The organism is Limobrevibacterium gyesilva, from assembly GCF_025989185.1.
GTDB lineage: Bacteria > Pseudomonadota > Alphaproteobacteria > Acetobacterales > Acetobacteraceae > Limobrevibacterium > Limobrevibacterium gyesilva.
Window position 1 is genome coordinate 36237 of sequence record NZ_JAPDNT010000021.1, and the last position, 22013, is coordinate 58249.

The 22013-nt window shown below is 69.7% G+C and carries 19 protein-coding genes; 15 read left to right on the forward strand and 4 right to left on the reverse strand.

Going from position 1 to position 22013, the window contains the following annotated elements; all coding sequences use genetic code 11:
- Positions 1 to 174 precede the first annotated feature (174 nt).
- Complete coding sequence (locus OL599_RS18650) at positions 175 to 1479, forward strand: FkbM family methyltransferase (protein ID WP_264715394.1); 1305 nt, start codon at positions 175 to 177, stop codon at positions 1477 to 1479.
- Positions 1480 to 1698: 219 nt separating this feature from the next.
- Here OL599_RS18650 and OL599_RS18655 read toward each other — a convergent pair whose 3' ends face one another.
- A complete protein-coding gene (locus OL599_RS18655) occupies positions 1699 to 2349 on the reverse strand; it encodes a S24 family peptidase (protein ID WP_264715395.1) in 651 nt (216 codons plus the stop codon).
- Positions 2350 to 2545: 196 nt separating this feature from the next.
- Between OL599_RS18655 and OL599_RS18660 the strand changes: the two genes are divergently transcribed.
- The 3 genes from OL599_RS18660 (at position 2546) to OL599_RS18670 (ending at position 4463) form a co-directional block, all read left to right on the forward strand.
- Positions 2546 to 2926: a hypothetical protein gene (locus tag OL599_RS18660; protein ID WP_264715396.1), complete on the forward strand. Its 381-nt coding sequence runs from the start codon at positions 2546 to 2548 to the stop codon at positions 2924 to 2926.
- 172 nt (positions 2927 to 3098) lie between these two features.
- Positions 3099 to 3332 carry a hypothetical protein gene (locus OL599_RS18665; RefSeq protein WP_264715397.1) on the forward strand — a complete coding sequence of 78 codons (234 nt, stop codon included), beginning with the start codon at positions 3099 to 3101 and terminating at the stop codon, positions 3330 to 3332.
- A 69-nt stretch (positions 3333 to 3401) separates the two neighbouring features.
- The gene (locus tag OL599_RS18670; protein WP_264715398.1) at positions 3402 to 4463 is read left to right on the forward strand and encodes a Hint domain-containing protein; all 1062 of its coding nucleotides are present in this window, start codon (positions 3402 to 3404) and stop codon (positions 4461 to 4463) included.
- Here OL599_RS18670 and OL599_RS18675 read toward each other — a convergent pair.
- Complete coding sequence (locus tag OL599_RS18675) at positions 4444 to 4665, reverse strand: hypothetical protein (protein ID WP_264715399.1); 222 nt, start codon at positions 4663 to 4665, stop codon at positions 4444 to 4446. The two genes, OL599_RS18670 and OL599_RS18675, sit on opposite strands and share 20 nt — an antisense overlap.
- A gap of 175 nt (positions 4666 to 4840) precedes the next feature.
- Here OL599_RS18675 and OL599_RS18680 point away from each other — a divergent pair, with 175 nt between their 5' ends.
- Genes OL599_RS18680 through OL599_RS18695 form a run of 4 tightly spaced genes read left to right on the forward strand, consistent with a single transcriptional unit; the run spans position 4841 to position 9421 of the window.
- Positions 4841 to 6247 carry a DUF2252 domain-containing protein gene (locus tag OL599_RS18680; RefSeq protein ID WP_264715400.1) on the forward strand — a complete coding sequence of 469 codons (1407 nt, stop codon included), beginning with the start codon at positions 4841 to 4843 and terminating at the stop codon, positions 6245 to 6247.
- Between the two features lie 15 nt (positions 6248 to 6262).
- Positions 6263 to 7459: a hypothetical protein gene (locus OL599_RS18685; protein WP_264715401.1), complete on the forward strand. Its 1197-nt coding sequence runs from the start codon at positions 6263 to 6265 to the stop codon at positions 7457 to 7459.
- Positions 7460 to 7514: 55 nt separating this feature from the next.
- The gene (locus OL599_RS18690) at positions 7515 to 8564 is read left to right on the forward strand and encodes a quinone-dependent dihydroorotate dehydrogenase (RefSeq protein ID WP_264715402.1); all 1050 of its coding nucleotides are present in this window, start codon (positions 7515 to 7517) and stop codon (positions 8562 to 8564) included.
- Between the two features lie 5 nt (positions 8565 to 8569).
- Complete coding sequence (locus OL599_RS18695) at positions 8570 to 9421, forward strand: TIGR01459 family HAD-type hydrolase (RefSeq protein ID WP_264715434.1); 852 nt, start codon at positions 8570 to 8572, stop codon at positions 9419 to 9421.
- A 14-nt stretch (positions 9422 to 9435) separates the two neighbouring features.
- On the opposite strand, the gene OL599_RS18700 is transcribed toward OL599_RS18695, so the two are convergent.
- Complete coding sequence (locus tag OL599_RS18700; RefSeq protein ID WP_264715404.1) at positions 9436 to 10791, reverse strand: formimidoylglutamate deiminase; 1356 nt, start codon at positions 10789 to 10791, stop codon at positions 9436 to 9438.
- 118 nt (positions 10792 to 10909) lie between these two features.
- On the opposite strand from OL599_RS18700, the gene hutI reads away from it, so the two are divergent.
- The 3 genes from hutI to hutU are packed head-to-tail and all read left to right on the forward strand — an operon-like array spanning position 10910 to position 15402.
- On the forward strand, positions 10910 to 12151 hold the full coding sequence (gene hutI / locus OL599_RS18705) for an imidazolonepropionase (RefSeq protein WP_264715405.1): 1242 nt from the start codon (positions 10910 to 10912) through the stop codon (positions 12149 to 12151).
- The gene (hutH, locus tag OL599_RS18710; RefSeq protein WP_283949813.1) at positions 12148 to 13689 is read left to right on the forward strand and encodes a histidine ammonia-lyase; all 1542 of its coding nucleotides are present in this window, start codon (positions 12148 to 12150) and stop codon (positions 13687 to 13689) included. Before hutI ends, hutH begins: the two co-directional genes overlap by 4 nt.
- A 36-nt stretch (positions 13690 to 13725) precedes the next feature.
- The gene (gene hutU, locus OL599_RS18715) at positions 13726 to 15402 is read left to right on the forward strand and encodes a urocanate hydratase (protein ID WP_264715406.1); all 1677 of its coding nucleotides are present in this window, start codon (positions 13726 to 13728) and stop codon (positions 15400 to 15402) included.
- Positions 15403 to 15540: 138 nt separating this feature from the next.
- Here the strand turns inward: hutU and hutC are convergent, their stop codons facing one another.
- The gene (hutC, locus tag OL599_RS18720; RefSeq protein WP_264715407.1) at positions 15541 to 16266 is read right to left on the reverse strand and encodes a histidine utilization repressor; all 726 of its coding nucleotides are present in this window, start codon (positions 16264 to 16266) and stop codon (positions 15541 to 15543) included.
- A 146-nt stretch (positions 16267 to 16412) separates the two neighbouring features.
- Here hutC and OL599_RS18725 point away from each other — a divergent pair, with 146 nt between their 5' ends.
- From OL599_RS18725 to OL599_RS25930, 4 genes are read left to right on the forward strand one after another with little or no spacing between them, the layout of a single operon-like run.
- Positions 16413 to 17999, forward strand: a complete 1587-nt coding sequence (locus OL599_RS18725; protein ID WP_264715408.1) for an ABC transporter substrate-binding protein — start codon at positions 16413 to 16415, stop codon at positions 17997 to 17999.
- Between the two features lie 33 nt (positions 18000 to 18032).
- Positions 18033 to 19043, forward strand: coding sequence for an ABC transporter permease subunit (locus tag OL599_RS18730; protein WP_264715409.1), 1011 nt, complete (start codon positions 18033 to 18035; stop codon positions 19041 to 19043).
- Positions 19040 to 19939 (forward strand): ABC transporter permease subunit, encoded by a 900-nt coding sequence (locus tag OL599_RS18735; RefSeq protein ID WP_264715411.1) that lies wholly within the window; start codon positions 19040 to 19042, stop codon positions 19937 to 19939. Before OL599_RS18730 ends, OL599_RS18735 begins: the two co-directional genes overlap by 4 nt.
- The gene (locus OL599_RS25930) at positions 19936 to 21933 is read left to right on the forward strand and encodes an ABC transporter ATP-binding protein (RefSeq protein WP_283949814.1); all 1998 of its coding nucleotides are present in this window, start codon (positions 19936 to 19938) and stop codon (positions 21931 to 21933) included. The genes OL599_RS18735 and OL599_RS25930 overlap by 4 nt, the downstream gene beginning before the upstream one ends.
- Positions 21934 to 22013 lie beyond the last annotated feature (80 nt).

Below are 22013 nucleotides of genomic sequence, written 5' to 3' on the forward strand. Positions count from 1 at the left end.
CATATGACGAACCGGGGGAGTCACATTTTGAAAGAGAGACGCAACGAGTGCGATTAGGGAATTTCGCGTAGTTACATTACGACACCGTTTTCATTCCGGCTTTCCCCCGGCGCCGGGCCCGCCCTCGCCAGCGCCGCCGAAATGCGGGAAACTGCGCCGGCGTGGAGACAATGCATGACCGGTTCCGACTCGCCGCCGCCCGCCATCGCCCCGGCTGACGCCACTGGCCCGGGCTCGTCCTCCACCCTGCAGCAGGATCTGCTGCGCAAGATGGAGATGGAAGCGGCGATGGTCGCGGCGCCGCAGGACAAGCGGCTGCGCGCCGCCTATTTCGACATGCTCATCGGCTTCGCCGGCGTGCGCACCGGCCTGTCCCAGGCGATGCTGCCGGAGCTCGGGCATCCGCTGTATTTCCGCTGCGGCTCCACCGACGTCATCAACCTGGCCCAGATCTTCCGCGACGGCGCCTACGCCTTTCCGATGCGCGCCACGCCCGCGCGCATTCTCGATCTCGGCGCCTATGCCGGCTACGCGGCCGTCTATCTCGCCTGCCGCTTCCCCGCGGCGGAGATCGCCTGCGCCGGGCCATGCCCCGGCAGCTTCCGCCTGCTGACCCTGAACACCACGCCATACCGCAACATCCGGGCGATGAACCTTGCGGCCTGGCACAGCAACACCCGCCTCGGCGTCGCGGCGCGCTATTTCGGCGACTGGGGCACACAGCTTCAGGACCAGATGCCGGACGCCGACCGCACGCTTCCCGCCTGCACCGTCGGCGAAATCCTGCGCCGCCTCGGCTGGGACCAGGTGGATTTCGTCAAATGCGACATCGAGGGATCGGAACGCGCCGTGTTCGCCGATTCCAGCCAGCGCTGGCTGCACACCCTCGACGTGCTGGCGATCGAGACGCACGACACCATCGCCGCCGGCTGCAGCGAGGCCGTCGCCAACTGCTTCGACCCGGCATTCTACGAACACGCCCGCCACGGCGAGGCCGACCTCTACCAGCGCCGCATCCCGTTCCGCGCCCTGCCCAACCCGCCGCCGCGCACGGTGTTCCTGATCAACAGCGAACCCGGCCTGTTCCCGATCGCGCTGCAGGACGTGGCGCAGAAGTCCTGGGGCTTCTTCACCTTCGACGGCGATTCCTGCCAACTGCATCCGAACGGCGCCGGCGAACGGCCGGCCCGCGTCATCTTTCCCCGCACGCTCGACGGGCACACCCGCTTCGTCGCAACCCTGCACCACGCCGGCAACCCCGCCGCCGCCGTCCGGTTCACCGTCATCGTCGAACGCGAAGACGGCGGCGAAATCCTGCGCGCCGAACACGCCCTGGCGGCGCGCGAAAGCCACGCATTCACCGTCGGCCTGCCAGCCCTGACCGGACGCCACCGCATCATCCTGCAAACCGAAATGGCCCCCGGCGCCCCCCACAACTTCAACGCCTGGGCCCGCTGGATCGCACCGCGCGTGGCGTAGGCGGGGAAGGAAGGCAAGGCCAGGGGCGCTGCCCCTGGACCCCGCTAAGGGCAGAAGCCCTTAGAACCCGCTACTTTGAAGGGGTTCACGAAGAGGGGGCCACCTGAGCGGTCGGAAACCCCACCGCAGGCCCCCTCTTCGTGAACCCCTTAAGTGATGGGATCCAAGGGGCCTCTGCCCCTTGGCGGGTCCAGGGCAGAGCCCTGGCCTTTCTTCCCTTCACTGGCTCGCCCACACGATGCGGTGGATCCAGATCACTTCGGTGAGGTCGAACGTGTAGTCGGGGTGGGCGGGGTTGAGGCTGCGCAGTTCCACCCGGCGGGCGGAGCGGCGGGCGAGTTGTTTGGCCATGACTTCGCCGCGGGCGGTGCGCACCACCACGCGGTCGCCGCGGCGGATGGGGGCGCTGGGCGAGACGATCACCAGGTCGCCGTCGCGGAACACGGGTTCCATGGAGTCGCCGCTGATTTCGAGCGCGTAGGCGTGCGGGTCGCCCACTTCGGGCAGCGAGACCTCGTCCCAGCCGCCGCCGACGGGATAGCCGCCGTCGTCGAAATAGCCGTCGCCGCCGGCCTGGGCGAGGCCGATCAGCGGGATGCGCCGGGCGACCGCGGCGGCGCGCCCGCCGCCGGGCAGTGCGCGGGCGCCGTAGACCAGGGCGCTGAACGCTTCCAGGCTGGCGCCGGTGGCGTTGAGCACCTTGGCCAGGCTTTCGGTGCTGGGCCAGCGGGCGCGGCCGTCGGGCATGCTGCGCTTGGAGGGATTGAACGTGGTGGGGTCGAGCCCTGCGAGCTTGGCCAGGCCGGAGGCCGACAGGCCATGCTCGGCCGCCAGCGTGTCGAGGGCACGCCAGATGTCGTCATGCTTCATGTGCGCGAGTCCAGGCTCGTTTCATAACAACGGGTTCTGCGGGCATTCTAACGACCCGGATCGTGAATACACTGTTATAGGAAAGTTGACCACTGGGAATAGGAAAAATTACGTAGATCCCCTTGCGACGGCGGAACGGCGGCAGTTAAATGTTCGCGAGTTGTTCTCACATGTTCGTGTAACAGGAAACCAGCCGATGCCCATTGCCGTCCGTGCCATGACCCCCTGCGCATCCTCTTGCCCGGCGCCCGAGCGCGTGCGCGCCGAGCCGTTCCGCAACGCCGAGCAGGCCTGGTTCTGGACCATGGGCGCCTTGGCCGCCCGCCGGGCCGGCGCCGGGTCCGGCGGGCACGGCGTGCCCCGCCCGTGCGACCCTGACGACGTGCTGAAGTGCCTCGACCAACTCTATCGCCGCCGCCGCATCGACCTCGTGCACGCCCGCATCCTGCGCATCTGGGGCGAGCGCCGGACCGCCCCCAATCCCGCCTATGCCACCGAGCGCTGCGACTGGCGGCTGTGGAAGGAGGCGATGGAGCGGCTGGAATGGCCGCTGCGGGTGAAGGGCATCATCGGCTGACAGCGCCGCAGGGGTCTAGGAAAATGATCCTTGACGACGATCCCGGCCGGGTCTTAGATGATTGCCATCGGCGGGCGCATTGCGCCTCCTGCCGGTTCCTTCCTCGACCTGACATTCGACCCATAGGGCCGCTTCCAACCGGAAGCGGCCCTTTTTCTTTGAGGAGCCTGCCATGCCCTTCGCGATCCGCAATCTCTCCGTCCTCGCCTACGCGCAGGGCTTCACGCTGTGGCACTACAAGGCCGGCGCCGCCACCCTGGCGGACGCGGCGGCGGACGGATTCTTCGACGACGCGACGGACATGCTCGCGGCCGGCGACATGCTCATGGTCTCCGCCCGCGACGGCGGGCGGGTGCTGTTCGTGGCCGGCACCCAGGGCAGGGTGGTCACCGCCGCGCTTGCCTAGCCCTGGCAGCCGGGTTGCGTCATCCTTTCCCTGTCGCGCACGACGGAGACCAGACGGCATGGAGACAGGATGACCGGCCCGCACTGCTTTTGTGCCGGCACGAAGCTGATGACCCTGCGCGGCGAGGTGCCGGTGGAGCGCGTCGCCGTCGGCGACCGCGTGGTGACGCTGTCCGGCAACGGCCCCCCGCTGAAGCAGGTCGTCTGGACCGGCCACGTCACCATCGATCTCGACCGCCATCCCGACCCGCTGGCCGCCGCCCCGGTGCGCCTGCATGCCGGCGCCGTCGAGCCGGGCATGCCCGTCCGCGACCTGCGCGTCTCGCCCGACCACGGCATCTTCCTGGCGGACGAAGCAGGCCAGGGCGTGCTCGTTCCCGCCTTGTACCTGGTCAACGGCGCCACCATCACCCGCGACCCGCCCACCGGCAGCGTCACCTATTTCCATGTGGAGCTGGAGGAGCACGACATCCTGATGGCCGACGGCATGGCCGCCGAGAGCTATCTCGACACCGGCAACCGGTCCGTCTTCGAAGCCTCCGTCATCGCCTTCGTGCCGCGCGGCGCGGCCCCGCCAGCCGCCGCGCCGCCCGGATTCATGCCGGCGGCCCGCGATCGCGCGAGCTGCGTGAAGCTGGTCCTCGGCGCCGATGCCGCCCCCGTCCACGCGCGGCTGATGGCGCACGTGCAGGCGCTGGGCCACGCGCTGACCCACGACCCCGCGCTGGCCGTGACCGTGGCTGGCGCGCCGGCGGAGCTGCTGTCCGCGGCGGATGGCGACTACATCTTTTTGCTGCCGCCTGGGGCCGCCGCCATCCGCCTGTCCTCGCGCATCTGTGTGCCGAACGAGACCGACCCCCGGGGCGGCGACGCCCGCCGGCTGGGCGTGGCGCTCGCCCGGGTGCTGCATGACGGCGCGGCACTGCCGCTCGACGGCCCGGCCTTCGGCGCCGGCTTCCTGGCCGCGGAGCGCGACGGCGCCAGCATCTGGCGCTGGACCACCGGCGACGCCGCCATGACGCTGACGCCGCGCGCCTTCGAGACCACCCTGGAACTGCACGTCCATACCGGCTGGAGCCGCTACTGGCTGGCACCCGGGCCGGACGCGGAGATCAGCGCCGCGGCGTCCTGACAATCTCGGCGTCGTGGCGGCGCGTGCCGTCCGGCGTCGGCTCGAAGCGGGAATCGGCGCGCTGGCAGGCCAGGCCCATCGTCGCCAGGCGCGCCAGGCAGGGGCCGTCCTTCAGGCCGGGCGGGCGGCCGACGGCCCCGCTGAGCACCAGCCGGTGCAGGGCGGAGCGGCAGCAGGTTTCCAGATAGGGCTCGTTCCACATCGCCCCTGATTTGTCGCGCGGGCGGCGGCCCGCCGCAAGCCCGCCGCCCGCCTGATCCGCCCGGATCTTTTCGGCTTCTTGACATGGATCAACGCAAGAACGCACCGGCTTGGCTAGATTTCCAACATTACAGTTTCGCGGCGGCGACTCCCGAACCTCGACATGAGGAACAGCCATGGATCGCACGCTTGACGTTCCGGGGCCTGTGGCTCCCAAGGGCCCAGCCCTGGCCCCCTCACCGAAAGACCGGGCCGCGGCGGGCAAGGCCCTGCGCGACAGGGTTCCCCGCATACGCCATGCCGCATGGAAAAAGGCGGAAGGTCGCGCCGATCCGATCGACCTTCTGCATGCGGCGGATGCGGACCGGGTGCCGGAACTCGTGCCGATCCGCTATGGCCGCATGTTGCAGTCGCCGTTCGCCTTCTATCGCGGGGCCGCCGGGGTGATGGCCGCCGACCTGGCGGAAACGCCCAATACCGGGATCAAGGTGCAGGCGTGCGGTGACTGCCATCTGATGAATTTCGGCGGCTTTGCCACGCCTGAACGCAACGTCATCTTCGACATCAATGATTTCGACGAGACGCTGCCGGCGCCGTGGGAGTGGGACATCAAGCGTCTTGCGGCCTCCATCGTCCTGGCGGCGCGGGCGAATGGCCTGTCTGCCGGAAAGGGGCGCGATGCGGCGGTTGCCTGCGCACGCAGCTACCGCAAGCGCCTGCGCGAATTCTCCCAGTTGCATCCGCTCGAGGTATGGTACGCGCGCGTTACCGCCCAGGACGTCATCGAGACGCTTCCGCCGAACCGCCAGGCGTTCGTTCAGCAGCGGCTCGACAAGGCGATGAAGCAAAGCGGCTCGGAAATGGACTTCCCCAAGCTGGCCGGCATGGTTGGCGGGCGGATCGGGATCCGCGACACCCCACCGTTGATCTTTCATCCCGACACGGCCCGCGTCTCCGAGTTCGAAGCCGTCATCGAACAAGTGCTCGTTGACTACCGGAAAACACTGTCCGAGGACCGGCGCGCCCTGCTGGACCGCTACCGGTATGTTGATGCGGCCCTCAAGGTCGTGGGCATCGGCAGCGTCGGGCGGAGATGCTGGATCGCCCTGATGATGTCGGAGTCGAACCATCCGCTGTTCCTGCAATTCAAGGAAGCCGTCGAATCCGTGCTGGAGCCGTATGCCGAAAAAAGCGAATACCCCCATCACGGCCAGCGGGTCGTCATGGGCCAGCGGCTGATGCAGCCTGCCTCGGATCTGTTCCTGGGCTGGGTCACGAACGAGGCGACCGGAAAGCAGTTCTATGCGCGGCAGTTGCGCGACGCCAAGATCAAGCCGTTGGTCGAAACCTTCGATACCGAGTTGATGACGATCTACGCGAAGACGTGCGGCTGGTCGCTGGCCCGCGCGCATGCGAAGGCGGGCGACGCGTGCACGATCAGCGGCTATCTCGGCACCAGCGATCAGTTCGAGGAGGCGATGGGGGACTTCGCGACGGCCTATGCCGACCAGGCCGAGCGGGACCATGCCGCGCTCAAGTCCGCGGTGCGAAGGGGCAAGGTCATCGCCTTCCAGGAAGCCTGACGCGCCTGCCGCGCGATGAAGCTGGCGCCGCCCCAGGAGTCCGAACTGTTCTTCGAGCTGGGTGGGCCCGTCTACCGCCTGATGCAGCGCATCGGAGTCATCAAGGGGGCCGGCCCATCCATCGGGCGCCGCAGTGTCGCGTTCATTGCCGTCACCTGGCTGCCGCTTCTGCTGTTCACGGCACTGGAAGGCCATGCGATCGGGCCGACGCCGCGATCGTCGTTCCTGCTGGATTTCGCCACATATGCGCGCTTCTTTCTTGGCGTCCCGCTGGTGTTTGCCGCGGAGAGGGTGGTGGGGCCGCGCATACGCGCTGCGGGCCTGCGATTCATCGAAGCCGACATCGTCCGGCCAGAGAGCTGCCAGGAATTCGAGGCGGCGGTTGCGCGTGTCCGGCGCCGGCGAGAGGCGCTGCTGCCTGAAGCCGTATTCGCGTTCATCGCGCTGTTCGGCGCGTGGTTCTTCTCCATCGAGCGGTTGGCGGGACTCGACATCACAAGCTGGCACACGACCTGGCTGGACGGGACGCTGCGCCTCTCCGCCGCGGGGCTCTGGTACAATTTCGTCGCGGTGCCGCTCGTGCAGTTCTTCGTGCTCCGATGGCTCTGGCGGCTGGTGATCTGGACCTTGTTCCTCGGGGACGTGTCGCGGCTTCGCCTCAACCTGCTTGCCACCCACGCCGACATGGCGGCGGGGCTGGGCTTTCTCGGCATCGCGCATGTCTCGATGGCGATCTTCCCACTCGCCGCGGGCTGCGTGCTCTCCGCCGAGGTCGCCTTCCGCGTGCGCTTCGAGGGGTTGGACCTTGCCGCGTTGCAGTCCATGGTTCCCCTGCTCATCGCCTATCTCGTGTTCGTCGAGGCCGTCACCTTCGGGCCGCTGCTGATTTTCGTCCCCCTGCTGGTCCGCACGCGGCTGGAGGGCCTGCGGTCCTACGGAATTCTCGTCCAGCGCCACAACCAGTTGTTCCACCGCAAGTGGATCGAAGGAGAAAGGCAAGCCGACGAACTGCCGCTGGGAAGCCAGGACATGTCATCCCTGATCGATCTGGGCAGCAGTTACGCGGTCATCCGGCAGATGAACGCCGTGCCTGTCAGCCGCACCCAGCTCCTCCAGGTCGCCGTCGTCACCTGCCTGCCGGCCCTGCCGCTCGTGTTCCTGGTTCTGCCGTTCGCCGAGGTCCTGAAGCTTCTCGCCGGCGTCATCAGGTGAGCGGCCGGGCCGGCCGGCACTTTCCTTCGGCGGTGGTTTGCGGCACTTACCGGCCATGACCCCGGCCCTCGCCTCCGCCGTTATGCCCATGCTGCGCGTGATGGACCCGGAGCGGGCGCACGACCTGGCACTGCGCGCCCTCGCGCTGGGGCTGGCCGGGCAGGATGCCACGCCGGACGATCCGCGCCTCGCCGTCTCCGTCCTCGGGCAGCATTTCCGCAACCCGATCGGGCTCGCCGCCGGCTTCGACAAGAACGCGGTGGCGCTCGCCCCGCTCGCCCGCCTGGGCTTCGGCTTCGTCGAGGCCGGCACCGTCACCCCGCGGCCGCAGGCCGGCAATCCGCGGCCGCGCCTGTTCCGGCTGACCGAGGACCGCGCCGTCATCAACCGCATGGGCTTCAACAATGCCGGGCTCGACGCCTATGTGCCGCGCCTCGCCGCGTTTCCGCGCGGCCTGGTGCCGGTGGGCGCCAATGTCGGCATCAACAAAGAGGGTGCCGACCCCGAGCGCGACTATCCTGCCCTGATCGCCGCCGTCGCCCCGCATGCCGACTACATCGTCATCAACGTCTCCTCGCCCAACACGCCCGGGCTGCGCGACCTGCAAGGCGAGGAGCGCCTGCGCGCCATCCTCCAGGCCGTCGCCGCCGCCGTGCGGCAGCGTCCGCCGCTGCTGGTGAAGGTGGCGCCCGACCTGTCCGAGGCCGGGCTGCGCGCCGTCGTCGAAACCTGTATCGCCGGCGGCGTGCAGGGGCTGATCGTCTCCAACACCACCATCGCCCGCCCGCCCGGATTGCGCTCGCCGCAGGCCCGGCAGGCCGGCGGGCTGTCCGGCGCGCCGCTGCTGGCGCGCGCCACCGCCGCGCTGGCGCAGGCGGCCCGGATCGCGCAGGGGCGGCTGGTGCTGGTGGGCGTCGGCGGCGTCGCCTCCGGCCATGACGCGCTGGCCAAGATCCGCGCCGGCGCCAGCCTGGTGCAGCTCTACACCGCCTTCGCCTATGACGGGCCCGCCTTGATCGCGCGGATCAGGCGCGAACTGCTCGCCGCCCTGGACGAACAGGGCTTCCCCACCGTTGCCGACGCCGTCGGCGCCGACATCACGTGAGCACCATGCAGCATCTGACCGGCTTCGCCCCGCTCGCCGAGCGCTACCAGGGATTCATCCTCGATTTGTGGGGCGTGATCCATGACGGCATCACGCCTTATCCCGGCGCCATCGACTGCCTGCGCCGGCTGAAGGCGGCGGGCAAGCCCACCGTGCTGCTGTCCAACGCCCCGCGCCGCGCCCACGTGGCGCAGGAGGCCATGCGCGCCATGGGCATCGCCGACGATCTCTACACCGGCATCCTCACCAGCGGCGAGGCCACCCACCGCATGCTGCGCGACCGCCCCGACTCGTGGTTCGCCGCCTTGGGCGCGCGCGTCTTCCATCTCGGCCCCGAGCGCGACCGCAACGTGATGGAGGCCCTGCCGCTGACCCGCGTCGAGACCCCCGCGGAGGCCAGCTTCGTGCTCAACACCGGCCCCGACGACACCCACAGCCCCACCGATATCGGCGCCTACGAAGACATCCTGCAGGCGTGCCGCGGCGCCGGCCTGCCGATGGTCTGCGCCAACCCCGACCTGGAAGTGATTCGCGGCGGCACCCGCGTGATCTGCGCCGGCGCCCTGGCCCAGCGCTATGAAGCCATCGGCGGCACCGCCCGCTGGATCGGCAAGCCCGACCCCGCCATCTACACGCCCGTGCTCGCCATGCTCGGCGTCGGCAAGGACCAGGTGCTGGCGGTCGGCGATGCCCTGCGCACCGACGTCGCCGGCGCCACCTCGGTCAGCATCGCCGCGTGCTGGGTGCTGGGCGGCATCCACGCCGAGGAACTCGGCGCCGACCCCGCCCGTGTCGAAGCCGCCGCCGCCGCCGCCGGCCTGAGCCCGGTGGCGGCGGTGCCCGCTTTCGTCTGGTAGGCGAAGGGGCTCCTTTAGCTGCGGGTCAGCGCCTCCATGGCCTGACGGAACCGCTGCTCCACCGGCGCGCGACCGACATGCCGGCCGTGCTCGACCAGCTTGCGGCCGCCGGCCCAGACGCAGTCGATCGGGGCGGCGGCGGTGGCGAAGATCCAGGCGTCCAGCAGCCCGTCGCCATCCCGCCCGACGAACGCCGGATGCTCCGCCCGCAGCGTGACGATGTCGGCGGGGGCGCCGGGGGCGAGCCCAGCTTCCGCGCCGAGCGCGATGCCCCCGCCGGCGAGCGCCGCGTCATACAGGGTGCGGCCGCTGGAACATCCGGCGGCGGCGAGGACGTTGCGGCTGCGGTGCAGCAGGCGCTGCGAGTATTCCAGCTGCCGCAGCTCGTCGGCGACGCCGATCAGGACGTTCGAATCCGAGCCGATGCCGAACCGTCCGCCCTCGCGCAGGAAGGACAGGGCGTTGAACGTCCCGTCGCCGAGATTGGCCTCGGTCACCGGACACAGCCCGGCGATCGCGCCGCTCGCGGCCAGGCGCCGCGTTTCCGCTTCTGTCATGTGCGTGGCATGGACCAGGCACCAGCGCGCATCGATGGCGGCGTGGTCCAGCAGCCATTCGACCGGCCGCGCGCCCGACCAGGCGAGGCAGTCCTCGACCTCCTTCACCTGCTCGGCGACATGGATGTGGATCGGCGCATCGGGAGAAAGGGCGGAGATGGCGGCGAGCTCGGCCGGCGTCGCGGCGCGCAGGCTGTGCGGCGCGACGCCCACGATGGCGCTGCCGAGCGGCCGCACCGCCTGCCGGCATCCTTCCAGCAGCCGGGCGAAGGCGTCGAGGTCGTTCGCGAAGCGCCGCTGGCGTTCATTGGCGGGCGCGCCGCCGAAGCCGGAATGGGCGTAGAAGACCGGCAGCAGCGTCAGCCCGATCCCCGCCTCGCCGGCCGCCGCCGCAATGCGGGCCGCCATCTCGGCGATCGATGCGTAGGGGCGACCGTCCGTGTCGTGATGCAGGTAGTGGAACTCGCCCACGCGGGTGAATCCCGCCTCCAGCATCTCCACGTAGAGCTGTGCGGCGACCGCTTCGAGCTGGTCGGGCGTGATGCCGAGCGCGAAGCGGTACATCAGCTCGCGCCAGCTCCAGAAACTGTCGGCTGACGGGCCACGGATTTCCGCAAGCCCCGCCATGCCACGCTGGAAGGCGTGGGAGTGGAGGTTCGCCATCCCCGGCACCGCCACGGCGTGGCGTTCGTCGCCGGGGGCGGCGGGCACGCCGGTTTCCACCGCTGCGATGCGGCCGGCGGCGATGGTCAGGCGCGTATCGGGCCGCCAACCGGCCGGAGTCAGGGCCTGTGCTGCGTGGATTGAACTCATCTCGATCGTCTCCGCTGCTGGCGCCACGTTGGGCGGGCGCTTGGATCGGCTTGCATCCGGCCGTATTATGTCTATACATTATCCGGGGAAACGAAAAGATGGAACGGCAAAACCCGTGATGCCAGACAGCACATCCAAGGCAGGCGGCGGCCCCGCGGGGCGCGATCGCCTGTGGCGCAATGCCCGCCTCGCGACCCTCGCCCCTGATGCGGACGGCCTCGGCATTGTCGAGCGCGGCGCGGTGCTGGCGAGCGGCGGCCGGATCGTCTACGCCGGCCCCGAGAGCGACATGCCGGCGGCGGCCCGCGCCGAGACCATCGACTGCGAGGGGCGCTGGATCACCCCGGGCCTGATCGACTGCCACACCCATCTCGTCTATGCCGGCGACCGGGCGCAGGAATTCGAGGCACGGCTGCGCGGCGCCAGCTATGAGGAGATCGCGCGCGCCGGCGGCGGCATCGCCTCTTCGGTCCGCGCCCTGCGCGCGGCGGACGAGGACACGCTGGTGCGCCAGTCCCTGCCGCGCCTGGACGCGCTGATCGCCGAGGGCGTCACCACCATCGAGATCAAGTCGGGCTACGGGCTCGATCTGGCCAGCGAGCGCATGTCCCTGCGCGCCGCGCGCCGGCTGGGGCGGGAGCGGCCGGTCAGCGTGCGCACCACCCTGCTGGGCGCCCACGCCTTGCCGCCGGAAGCCAAGGGCGACAAGCAGGGCTTCATCGACGGCCTGGTGCGCGACATGCTGCCGGCGATCGCGGCGGAGGGGCTGGCCGACGCGGTCGATGGCTTCTGCGAGGGCATCGCCTTCTCGCCCGAGCAGATCGCCGCCGTGTTCGCCGCGGCCGGGCGGCTCGGATTGCCGGTGAAGCTGCATGCCGACCAGCTCTCCAACCTGCATGGCGCGGCGCTGGCGGCCCGGTTCGGAGCGCTGTCGGCGGACCATCTGGAATACACCGACGCCGCCGGCGCGGCGGCCATGGCGCAGGCCGGGACGGTGGCGGTGATGCTGCCGGGCGCGTTCTACTTCATCCGCGAGACGCAGCGCCCGCCGATCGACGCGTTCCGCCGCGCCGGCGTGCGCATGGCCGTCGCCACCGACAGCAATCCCGGCACCTCGCCGCTCACGTCGTTGCTGCTGGCGATGAACATGGCGGCGACGCTGTTCCGCATGACCGTGGACGAATGCATCGCCGGCGCCACCCGCGAGGCCGCCCGCGCGCTCGGGCTGCTCGGCGAGACCGGCACGCTGGAGGCGGGCAAATGGGCGGACCTCGCGGTCTGGAACATCGAGCGCCCGGCCGAGCTGGTCTACCGCATGGGATTCAACCCGCTCGTCACGCGCATCTGGAGGGGACAATGACCGGGATCGTGCTGAAGCCAGGGGCCGCGAGCCTGGCGGTCTGGAACGCCATCTACCAGGGCGGCGTGCCGACGCTCGACCCCGCTTGCCGGCCAGCGGTGGAGGCCAGCGCGAATGCGGTGGCGCGCATCGTCGCCGAGGGCAAGCCCGTCTATGGCATCAACACCGGCTTCGGCAAGCTCGCCAGCGTGCGCATCGCCGCGGCCGACCTGGAGACGCTGCAGCGCAATATCGTGCTGTCGCATGCGGCCGGCGTCGGCGACCCGATGCCGCTGTCCGTCACCCGGCTGATGATGGCGCTGAAGCTCGCGAGCCTGGCGCAAGGCGCCTCCGGCGTGCGCCCCGAAACCCTCGACATGCTGGAGGCCATGCTGGCCCGCGATGTCGTGCCGGTGGTGCCGGCGCAGGGCTCGGTCGGCGCGTCGGGCGATCTCGCGCCGCTGGCGCACATGACCGCGGTGATGATCGGGGTGGGCGAGGCGTTCACGCCAGCCGGGCGGATGCCGGCCGCCGAGGCGCTGGCGCAGGCCGGCCTCGCCCCGCTCGTGCTGGGCGCGAAAGAGGGGCTGGCGCTGCTGAACGGCACCCAGTTCTCCAACGCCTATGCGCTGGCCGGGCTGTTCGAGGCGGAGGTCCTGTACCGCTCGGCCCTCGTCACCGGCGCGCTGGCGACCGATGCGGCGCGCGGGTCTGACACGCCGTTCGATCCGCGCATCCACCGCCTGCGCCGCCATCGCGGCCAGATCGAGACGGCCGAGGCCCTGCGCACGCTGATCGCCGGCAGCGCCATCCGCGCCTCGCATCTCGTCGGCGACGAGCGGGTGCAGGACCCCTACTGCCTGCGCTGCCAGCCGCAGGTGATGGGCGCGGTGCTGGACCTGCTGCGGCAGGCGGCGACCACGCTGGCCACCGAGGCGAACGGCGTCTCCGACAACCCGCTGGTGTTCGCGGATGCGGGCGAGGCGCTGTCCGGCGGGAATTTCCACGCCGAGCCCGTCGCCTTCGCCGCCGACATGATCGCGCTGGCGGTGTGCGAGATCGGCTCGCTGGCCGAGCGCCGGGTGGCCATGCTGGTCGATCCGGCGCTGTCGGGGCTGCCGGCGTTCCTGACGCCGAAGCCCGGCCTCAACTCGGGCTTCATGATCCCGCAGGTGACGGCGGCGGCGCTGGTCTCGGAGAACAAGCAGCGCGCCTATCCGGCCAGCGTCGATTCGATTCCGACATCGGCCAACCAGGAAGACCATGTCTCCATGGCCGCGCACGGCGCGCGCCGGCTGCTGGCGATGGTGGCGAACGCGATGGCGGTGATCGGCATCGAGCTGCTGGCGGCGGCGCAGGGCTGCGACTTCCACGCCCCGCTGCGCTCCAGCGCGCCGCTGGAGGCGGTGCGTGGGCGGCTGCGGGCCGAGGTCGCGCATCTGGACGACGACCGCTACTTCCATCCGGACATGGCGGCGGCGACCCGGCTGGTGAGCAGCGGCGCGATCGTCGCGGCCGCCGGTGCGGCGCTGCCCGCGGTCTCCGCCGACCCGCACTGATGCCCCGCTTCGCATTCATCTGAGAGAGGATTGCCAATGACCGGGAACACGCGCCTCGACAATGTCAGGATCGTCCGTGCGGCGCACGGCAGCGAGCTTTCCGCGAAGAGCTGGCTGACCGAGGCGCCGCTGCGCATGCTGATGAACAACCTGGACCCGGACGTGGCCGAGCGGCCGCAGGAGCTGGTCGTCTATGGCGGCATCGGCCGGGCGGCGCGCGACTGGAACGCGTTCGACCAGATCGTCGCGGCGTTGAAATCGCTCGACGGCGACCAGACCCTGCTGGTGCAGTCCGGCAAGCCGGTGGGCGTGTTCCGCACCCATGCCGACGCGCCGCGCGTGCTGATCGCCAATTCGAACCTGGTGCCGCACTGGGCCAACTGGGACCATTTCCAGGAGCTGGATCGCAAGGGCCTGATGATGTACGGCCAGATGACGGCCGGGTCGTGGATCTATATCGGCACCCAGGGCATCATCCAGGGCACCTACGAAACCTTCGTCGAGATCGGCCGCCAGCACTACGCGGGCGACCTGTCGGGGCGCTGGATCCTCACCGCGGGCCTGGGCGGCATGGGCGGGGCGCAGCCGCTGGCCGCCACCATGGCCGGCGCCTCCTGCCTCGCCGTGGAGTGCCAGGCCAGCCGCATCGAGATGCGGCTGCGCACCGGCTATGTCGACAGGCGGGCCGACACGCTCGACGAGGCCCTGGCGGTGATCGAGGCGTCGTGCCGCGATCGCAAGCCGGTGTCGGTGGCGCTGCTGGGCAATGCCGCCGAGATCTTCCCGGAGCTGGTGCGCCGGGGCGTGAAGCCGGACGTGGTGACCGACCAGACCTCCGCCCATGACCCCGTCAACGGCTACCTGCCGAAAGGCTGGACCGTGGCGCAGTGGAACGAGCGGCGCGAGCGCGACCCGAAGGCGGTGGACAAGGCCGCCCGCCAGTCGATGGCCGGCCATGTCCGCGCCATGCTCGACTTCCATCGCATGGGCATCCCGACCGTGGACTACGGCAACAACATCCGCCAGATGGCCAAGGAGGAAGGCGTTGCCGACGCGTTCGATTTCCCGGGCTTCGTGCCGGCCTATATCCGGCCGCTGTTCTGCCGCGGCATCGGCCCGTTCCGCTGGGCGGCGCTGTCCGGCGACCCCGAGGACATCTACCGCACCGACGCCAAGGTCAAGGAACTGCTGCCGGACAACGCGCATCTGCACAACTGGCTCGACCTGGCGCGCCAGCGGATCCGGTTCCAGGGCCTGCCGGCACGGATCTGCTGGGTCGGGCTCGGCGACCGCCACCGCCTGGGCCTCGCGTTCAACGAGATGGTGGCGCGCGGCGAATTGAAGGCGCCCATCGTCATCGGCCGCGACCATCTCGATTCCGGCTCGGTCGCCTCGCCCAACCGCGAGACCGAGGCGATGCGCGACGGCTCGGACGCCGTTTCCGACTGGCCGCTGCTGAATGCGCTGCTGAACTGCGCCTCGGGCGCCACCTGGGTGTCGCTGCATCACGGCGGCGGCGTCGGCATGGGCTTCTCGCAGCATGCCGGCATGGTCATCGTCGCCGACGGCACCCCGGAGGCGGCGCGGCGGCTCGAGCGGGTGCTGTGGAACGACCCGGCGACGGGGGTGATGCGCCATGCCGATGCCGGCTACGACACCGCCATCGCCTGCGCGCGCGAGCATGCCCTCGATCTGCCGGGCATCCTGGGATGAAAACCCCGGCTCGTGCCAGCGGTCATGAAGAATGACCGCTGGCACGAGTCGTTATTTTGCGCGCCGCCGCCCACCAACCCGGCGCGCGATACCGACGGCCCTTGACGATGGAAGGGTCATCGTCAAGGGCCGTCGGTATCAGGCGCCTGAGGTCGGCGAGAAGCGGCCGGTGAAGCGGTGCCGGTCGGCGGGATAGGTGATGGTGACGACGGTGACCAGGGCGCCCTGGTGCCAGGTGCGCCGCTCCAGCACCAGGCAGGCCGCCGCCGGCTTCAGGCCGAGCATGGCGGCCAGCCTCGCGCCGGCATTGCGGGCGCGGATGACGTGCTCGGCCTCCGTCCAGGGCACGTTGTGCAGCAGCCAGGTGCCGGGCGGGGCGTCGTGGAAGCGTTCCTCCTGCGCCGCCGGAACCGCCGCGAGCGAGATGATCCGGTCTTCGTAGGCGCTCGGCACGCCGTTCATCCGGTGCAGGCTGCGCACCCGCACGATGCTGCTGCCGGGGTGCAGCCCGAGCGCCGCGGCGTGGGCCTGGTCCGGCGTTTCCACCCGGCGGCTGAGGATGTCGTAGGTGTAGACGAGGCCGCGCTGCGCCGCCTCGCTGGCGAAGTCCTGGATCTTCATCACCGCGCGCTCGCCCTGCGGATCGGCGACGAATGAGCCGGCGCGGCGGCGGCGCACGATCAGGCCCGCCGCCGCCATGCCGGACAGCGCCTTGTTCACGGTCATGCGCGAGCAGGAATACTGCTCCATCAAGGCGTGCTCCGGCGGCACGCGATGGCCCGGCGGCCAGTCGCCGGAAACGATGCGGCCTTCCAGCTCGGATCGGATACGCTCGCCCAGTGGCTGCCGGCGCGGGTTGGTCATGCTGCTCCGTTACGCGGCTTGCTCGCCGGCGGTCGGCGGTCTTGCCGGCCCGGCCAGGGCCCGGATATTGCGAATTGTATAGACTATTGACAAGCCACCAACGCTCCGGTGTGATCCCGGCAAATGACACGGGAGGACTGTGCGCCATGCGGATCCACTGGCTGATCGGCGCGGCTGCGCTGCTGCTGACGACGGCGTCCGGGCACGCCAAGACGCTGGTGTTCTGTTCCGAGACGAACCCGGAGAATTTCGGCCCGATGCTGGCGACCACCAGCACCAGCGACACCGCCGCGGCGCGCCAGATCTACAACAAGTTGTTCGAGTTCGAAACCGGCACCACCACGCTGCTGCCGGCGCTGGCCGAGAGCTACGAGCTGTCGGCCGATGGGCGGGTGTACACGCTGAAATTGCGCAAGGGCGTCAAGTTCCAGACCACACGGAATTTCCGTCCCACCCGCGCGTTCAATGCCGACGACGTGCTGTTCACCTTCGAGCGGCAATGGAAGAAGGACCATCCCTATTATCCGGTGAACGGCGGCAACTACAGCCACTTCAACGCGCTCAATCTCGGCAATGCGCTGGAGTCGGTCGAGAAGGTCGACGACCACACCGTGCGGATCACCATCAAGGAAGCGCTGTCGCCGTTCCTGACCAATCTCGGCATGAACTTCCTGTCGATCCATTCGGCGGAATACGCGGCGCAGCTGCTGAAGGCCGGCACCCCGGAGAAGATCGACCAGGAGCCGGTGGGCACCGGGCCGTACATGCTGGTCAACTACCAGCGCGACGTGGCCGTGCGCTACCGCGCCAATCCCGACTACTGGCGGCCGCAGCCGAAGATCAGCGACCTGATCTTCGCAATCACGCCGGACGCCTCGGTGCGCCTGGCCAAGCTCAAGGCCAATGACTGCCAGGTGATCGCGCTGCCCAATCCGGCCGACATCGACGCGATCAGGAAGGACCCGGCGCTGAAGGTCGAGAGCCAGGAAGGGCTCAGCATCGGCTACGTCTCGTTCAACACCGAGAAGAAGCCGTTCGACGACCGCCGGGTGCGCCAGGCGCTGAACATGGCGATCGACAAGAAGGCGGTGCTCGACGCGGTCTATCTCGGCGCCGGCAAGATCGCCACCAACCCGATCCCGTCGATCGTGTGGTCCTACAACACCGAGGTGAAGGACTATCCGTACGACCCGGCGCGGGCGAAGGCGCTGCTGGCCGAGGCCGGCTATCCCAACGGGTTCGAGACCGACATATGGGCGCTGCCGGTCAGCCGCCCGTACAACCCGAATGGCCGGCGCATGGCCGAGCTGTTCCAGAGCTACTGGGGCGCCGTCGGGGTGAAGGCCAAGATCGTGAGCTACGAGCTGGCCGAGTACCTGCGCCGCGGCCGCGCCGGCGAGCACCAGACCTATGAGCTCGGCTGGGGCGGCGACACCGGGGACCCGGACAACTTCCTCTACGAAGTGCTCGGCTGCGCCGCGGTGAAGACCGGCCGCAACAACGCCCGCTGGTGCAATGCCGGCTACGAGTCGCTCGTCGTCAAGGCTCGCCAGACCAGCGACAAGGCCGAACGGACGGAGCTGTACAAGCAGGCGCAGGCCGTGTTCAAGGAAGAGGCGCCGTGGATCACCCTTGCACATCCGATCATCTTCGTGCCGATGCGCAAGGAGGTCCAGAACTACAAGATCGATCCGCTGGGCGCCTACGTGTTCGACGGCGTGGACATGAACTGACGGGCCGGGGGAGGACGGCGGAGTAGGCGAAGGATGCTGCGCTTCCTGGTCGGCAGGGCCGTCCTGCTGGTCCCGACCTTCGTCGGGCTCACCTTGCTGACCTTCGTCCTGGTCCGCCTGATTCCCGGCGACCCGATCGAGACGATGGCCGGGGAGCGCGGCATCGACCCGGCGCGGCACGCGGAACTGTTGCACCAGTACGGCTTCGACAAGCCGTTGCTGGTGCAATACGGCATCTATATCGGCCGGGTGCTGCACGGCGATCTGGGCCTGTCGATCGTCACCCAGAAGCCGGTGCTGCACGAGTTCATGGCGCTGTTCCCGGCCACCGTCGAATTGTCGGTGGCCGCGGTGATCTTCGCGGTGGTGCTGGGCCTGACTGCGGGCATCATCGCCGCGGTGTGGCGCAACTCCATCTTCGACCACGGCGTGATGACGCTGTCGCTGACCGGCTATTCCATGCCGATCTTCTGGTGGGGCCTGCTGCTGATCCTGCTGTTCGCAAACGTGGTGAACTGGGCGCCGGTGTCCGGCCAGGTGGCGATCCAGTATTACGTCGAGCCGGTGACGGGCTTCCTGATGATCGATTCGCTGCTGGCCAACGACACGGCGGCGTTCCGTTCCACGCTCGCGCATCTGGTGTTGCCGATGATCGTGCTGGGCACGCAGCCGCTGGCGATCATCGCGCGGATGACGCGCTCGGCCATGCTGGAAGTGCTGGGCGAGGACTATATCCGCACGGCACGGGCGAAGGGCATGTCGCCGTTGCGGGTGGTGGGGCTGCACGCATTGCGCAACGCGCTGATCCCGGTGGTCACGGTGATCGGCCTGCAGATCGGCGTGCTGTTCACCGGGGCGATGCTGACCGAGACGATCTTCTCCTGGCCGGGCGTGGGCAAATGGCTGGTCGAGGCCATCGGCCGGCGCGACTATCCGGTGCTGCAGGGCGGCGTGCTGATCCTGGGCAGCATCGTCATGGCGGTGAACCTGGCGGTGGATCTCACCTACGGGTTGGTCAACCCGCGCATCCGGCACGCACGATGACCGCGCACTCCTCCGTCGAGACGGCTGACGCCGCGCCGCATCCGCTGCGGGCCTTCTGGCATTCCTTCAGTGCCAGCAACGGCGCCCTTGCCGGCCTGGGCGTGGTGTGCAGCATCGCGCTGCTCGCCGTCTTCGCCGATGTCGTCGCGCCGCATTCGCCCTATGCCACCGACAGCCAGGCCTTCCTGCGCCCGCCGTTCTGGGAGGAGGGCGGATCGCTCGTCTATCCGCTCGGCACCGACGCCATCGGCCGCGACATGCTGTCGCGGCTGCTGCATGGCGCCCGGCTGTCGTTGCTGATCGGGGTGGTGGTCGTGGCGATCTCGCTCGCTGCCGGCGTCCTGCTCGGGCTGGTCTGCGGCTTCCTGCGCGGCGCCGTCGAGACGGTGGTCATGCGGGTGATGGATATACTGCTGACGCTGCCGAGCCTGCTGCTGGCGATCGTGATCGTGGCCATCCTCGGGCCGGGGATGATGAACGCGATCCTGGCCGTGACCGTGGTCGTGCTGCCGCATTACGTGCGCATCACCCGCGCCGCGGTGATCGCCGAATTGTCCAAGGATTATGTCGTCGCCTCGCGGGTGAACGGGGCGGGGACGCTGCGGCTGATGTTCTCCGCGGTGCTGCCGAACTGCGCCGCGCCGCTGATCGTGCAGGCCTCGCTCGGCATTTCCACCGCGATCCTGGATGCCGCGGCGCTGGGCTTCCTCGGCCTCGGCGCCCAGGCGCCGCTGCCGGAATGGGGCACGATGCTGGCGGACTCGCGCGAGTTCGTGATGCGCGCCTGGTGGGTCGTCACCTTGCCGGGCCTGATGATCCTGGCCACCGTGATGGCGTTCAACCTGCTCGGCGACGGCCTGCGCGACGCGCTCGACCCGAAGTTGAAGCGCCAATGACGTCCTTGCTGGAAATCGACCGGCTGTCGGTGACGTTTCCCACCGCGCGCGGCGGGTTCCGCGCGGTGGACGACGTGTCGCTGCGGGTCGACGAGGGCGAAGTCCTGGGCATCGTCGGCGAATCCGGCTCGGGCAAGAGCGTCACCATGCTCGCGCTGATGGGGCTGATCCCGTCGCCCGGCGAGGTGCGGGCGCAGCGGATCGCCTTCGCCGGGCAGGACCTCGCCCGGCTGTCGCCGCGCCAGCGCCGCCGGCTGACGGGCAAGGACGTGGCGATGATCTTCCAGGATCCCGCCACCAGCCTCAATCCCAGCTTCACCGTCGGCTTCCAGCTCGCCGAAGTGCTGCACGCGCACGAGAAGCTCAGCGGCAAGGCGCTGCGCCATCGCGCCATCGCGCTGCTGGAGCAGGTGGGCATCCCGGCGCCGGAGACGCGGCTGCGCGCCTTCCCGCACCAGCTCTCCGGCGGCATGAACCAGCGCGTGATGATCGCCATGGCGATCGCCTGCAATCCGCGCCTGCTGATCGCCGACGAGCCGACCACGGCGCTGGACGTGACCATCCAGGCGCAGATCCTGGATCTGTTGCTGACCTTGCGGCGCGAGCGCGGCATGGCGCTGGTGCTGATCAGCCACAACATGAGCGTAGTGGCCGAGACGGCGCAGCGCGTGGTGGTGATGTATGCCGGCCAGGTGATGGAGCAACGCGAGACCGCGTCGCTGTTCACCGCCCAGCAGCACCCCTATACGGCCGCACTGCTGGCCGCGCTGCCGGAACGCAGTGCCGGCGAGGGCCGGCTGGCCACCATTCCCGGCGTGGTCCCGGGCCAGTCCGACCGGCCGCGCGGCTGCCTGTTCAGCCCCCGCTGCAGCCATGCCGACGATCTGTGCCGCGCGCAGCAGCCGGACCTGCGCGAACTGCACGGAAGCCGGGTGCGATGCCACTATCCGCTGGGCGTCGCGGCGCCGCGCCCCGAGCCCGCTTCCGCCGTGGCGCATCCGGCCGACCGCGCGCCATCTGCTGCCGGCGAGGCCGTCGCAGTCGCCGATGGCCTGGCGCGGCACTACCGGGTCCGTCAGGGCCTGTTCGCGCCGCCGGCGGTGCTGAAGGCGCTGGATGGCGTCTCCTTCACCCTGCAGGCGGCACGCACGCTCGCGGTGGTGGGCGAATCCGGCTGCGGCAAATCGACCCTGGCGCGGCTGGTGACGCTGATCGACAAGCCGACCGCCGGCACGCTGCGGATCGCCGGGCAGGATGCGATCGCCCCATCGCCGCCGGTGCGCCGGCAGCTGCGCCGCGCCGTGCACACGGTGTTCCAGAATCCCTACGGGTCGCTCAATCCGCGCAAGACGATCGGCGCCATCATCGAGGAGCCGCTGGCGGTCAATACCGGCCTCGGCCGGGTGCAGCGCCGCGACGCCGTGCGGGAGATGATGGCGAAGGTCGGGCTGCGGCCGGAACACTACGACCGCTACCCGCACATGTTCTCGGGCGGCCAGCGGCAGCGCATCGCCATTGCCCGGTCGTTGATGCTGCGGCCGAAGCTGGTGGTGGCGGACGAGCCGGTCTCGGCGCTGGACGTGTCGATCCAGGCGCAGGTCCTCAATCTGCTGAAGGACCTGCAACAGGAATTCGGCCTGTCCTACCTGTTCATCTCGCACGACCTCGCCGTGGTGCGCCATATCGCCGACGAGATCCTGGTGATGTATCTCGGCCGCGGCGTCGAGCAGGGCACGAAGGAGCGCATCTTCGCGCAGCCATTGCATCCGTATACTCGGGCGCTGCTGGCGGCGACCCCGGGCATGACCGGCAACGGCCCGCGCCGTGCCCTGACCGGCGAGCTGCCGTCGCCCTTGAACCCGCCGAAAGGCTGCGCATTCTCGACCCGCTGCCCCCATGTCGCAGAACGCTGCAGGATCGAGCCGCCGGCGCCGCGCAGCATCGCGGGGCGCCTGGTCGCCTGCCACGAAGCCGAACGCCTCGCCGATGCATGATCCCGCGACGCTTGCGCGGGCCATGGGTCGGCGGTCAATATGTATAGACTTAAATGCGCCAGGACTCCCGCCTCCGCGCC

Bases quoted from the DNA above. Each gene is read 5' to 3' on its own strand.
- OL599_RS18650 (WP_264715394.1), top strand. From the start codon at position 175: ATGACCGGTTCCGACTCGCCGCCGCCCGCCATCGCCCCGGCTGACGCC.
- OL599_RS18655 (WP_264715395.1), bottom strand. From the start codon at position 2,349: ATGAAGCATGACGACATCTGGCGTGCCCTCGACACGCTGGCGGCCGAG.
- OL599_RS18660 (WP_264715396.1), top strand. From the start codon at position 2,546: ATGCCCATTGCCGTCCGTGCCATGACCCCCTGCGCATCCTCTTGCCCG.
- OL599_RS18665 (WP_264715397.1), top strand. From the start codon at position 3,099: ATGCCCTTCGCGATCCGCAATCTCTCCGTCCTCGCCTACGCGCAGGGC.
- OL599_RS18670 (WP_264715398.1), top strand. From the start codon at position 3,402: ATGACCGGCCCGCACTGCTTTTGTGCCGGCACGAAGCTGATGACCCTG.
- OL599_RS18675 (WP_264715399.1), bottom strand. From the start codon at position 4,665: ATGTGGAACGAGCCCTATCTGGAAACCTGCTGCCGCTCCGCCCTGCAC.
- OL599_RS18680 (WP_264715400.1), top strand. From the start codon at position 4,841: ATGGATCGCACGCTTGACGTTCCGGGGCCTGTGGCTCCCAAGGGCCCA.
- OL599_RS18685 (WP_264715401.1), top strand. From the start codon at position 6,263: ATGAAGCTGGCGCCGCCCCAGGAGTCCGAACTGTTCTTCGAGCTGGGT.
- OL599_RS18690 (WP_264715402.1), top strand. From the start codon at position 7,515: ATGACCCCGGCCCTCGCCTCCGCCGTTATGCCCATGCTGCGCGTGATG.
- OL599_RS18695 (WP_264715434.1), top strand. From the start codon at position 8,570: ATGCAGCATCTGACCGGCTTCGCCCCGCTCGCCGAGCGCTACCAGGGA.
- OL599_RS18700 (WP_264715404.1), bottom strand. From the start codon at position 10,791: ATGAGTTCAATCCACGCAGCACAGGCCCTGACTCCGGCCGGTTGGCGG.
- hutI (WP_264715405.1), top strand. From the start codon at position 10,910: ATGCCAGACAGCACATCCAAGGCAGGCGGCGGCCCCGCGGGGCGCGAT.
- hutH (WP_283949813.1), top strand. From the start codon at position 12,148: ATGACCGGGATCGTGCTGAAGCCAGGGGCCGCGAGCCTGGCGGTCTGG.
- hutU (WP_264715406.1), top strand. From the start codon at position 13,726: ATGACCGGGAACACGCGCCTCGACAATGTCAGGATCGTCCGTGCGGCG.
- hutC (WP_264715407.1), bottom strand. From the start codon at position 16,266: ATGACCAACCCGCGCCGGCAGCCACTGGGCGAGCGTATCCGATCCGAG.
- OL599_RS18725 (WP_264715408.1), top strand. From the start codon at position 16,413: ATGCGGATCCACTGGCTGATCGGCGCGGCTGCGCTGCTGCTGACGACG.
- OL599_RS18730 (WP_264715409.1), top strand. From the start codon at position 18,033: ATGCTGCGCTTCCTGGTCGGCAGGGCCGTCCTGCTGGTCCCGACCTTC.
- OL599_RS18735 (WP_264715411.1), top strand. From the start codon at position 19,040: ATGACCGCGCACTCCTCCGTCGAGACGGCTGACGCCGCGCCGCATCCG.
- OL599_RS25930 (WP_283949814.1), top strand. From the start codon at position 19,936: ATGACGTCCTTGCTGGAAATCGACCGGCTGTCGGTGACGTTTCCCACC.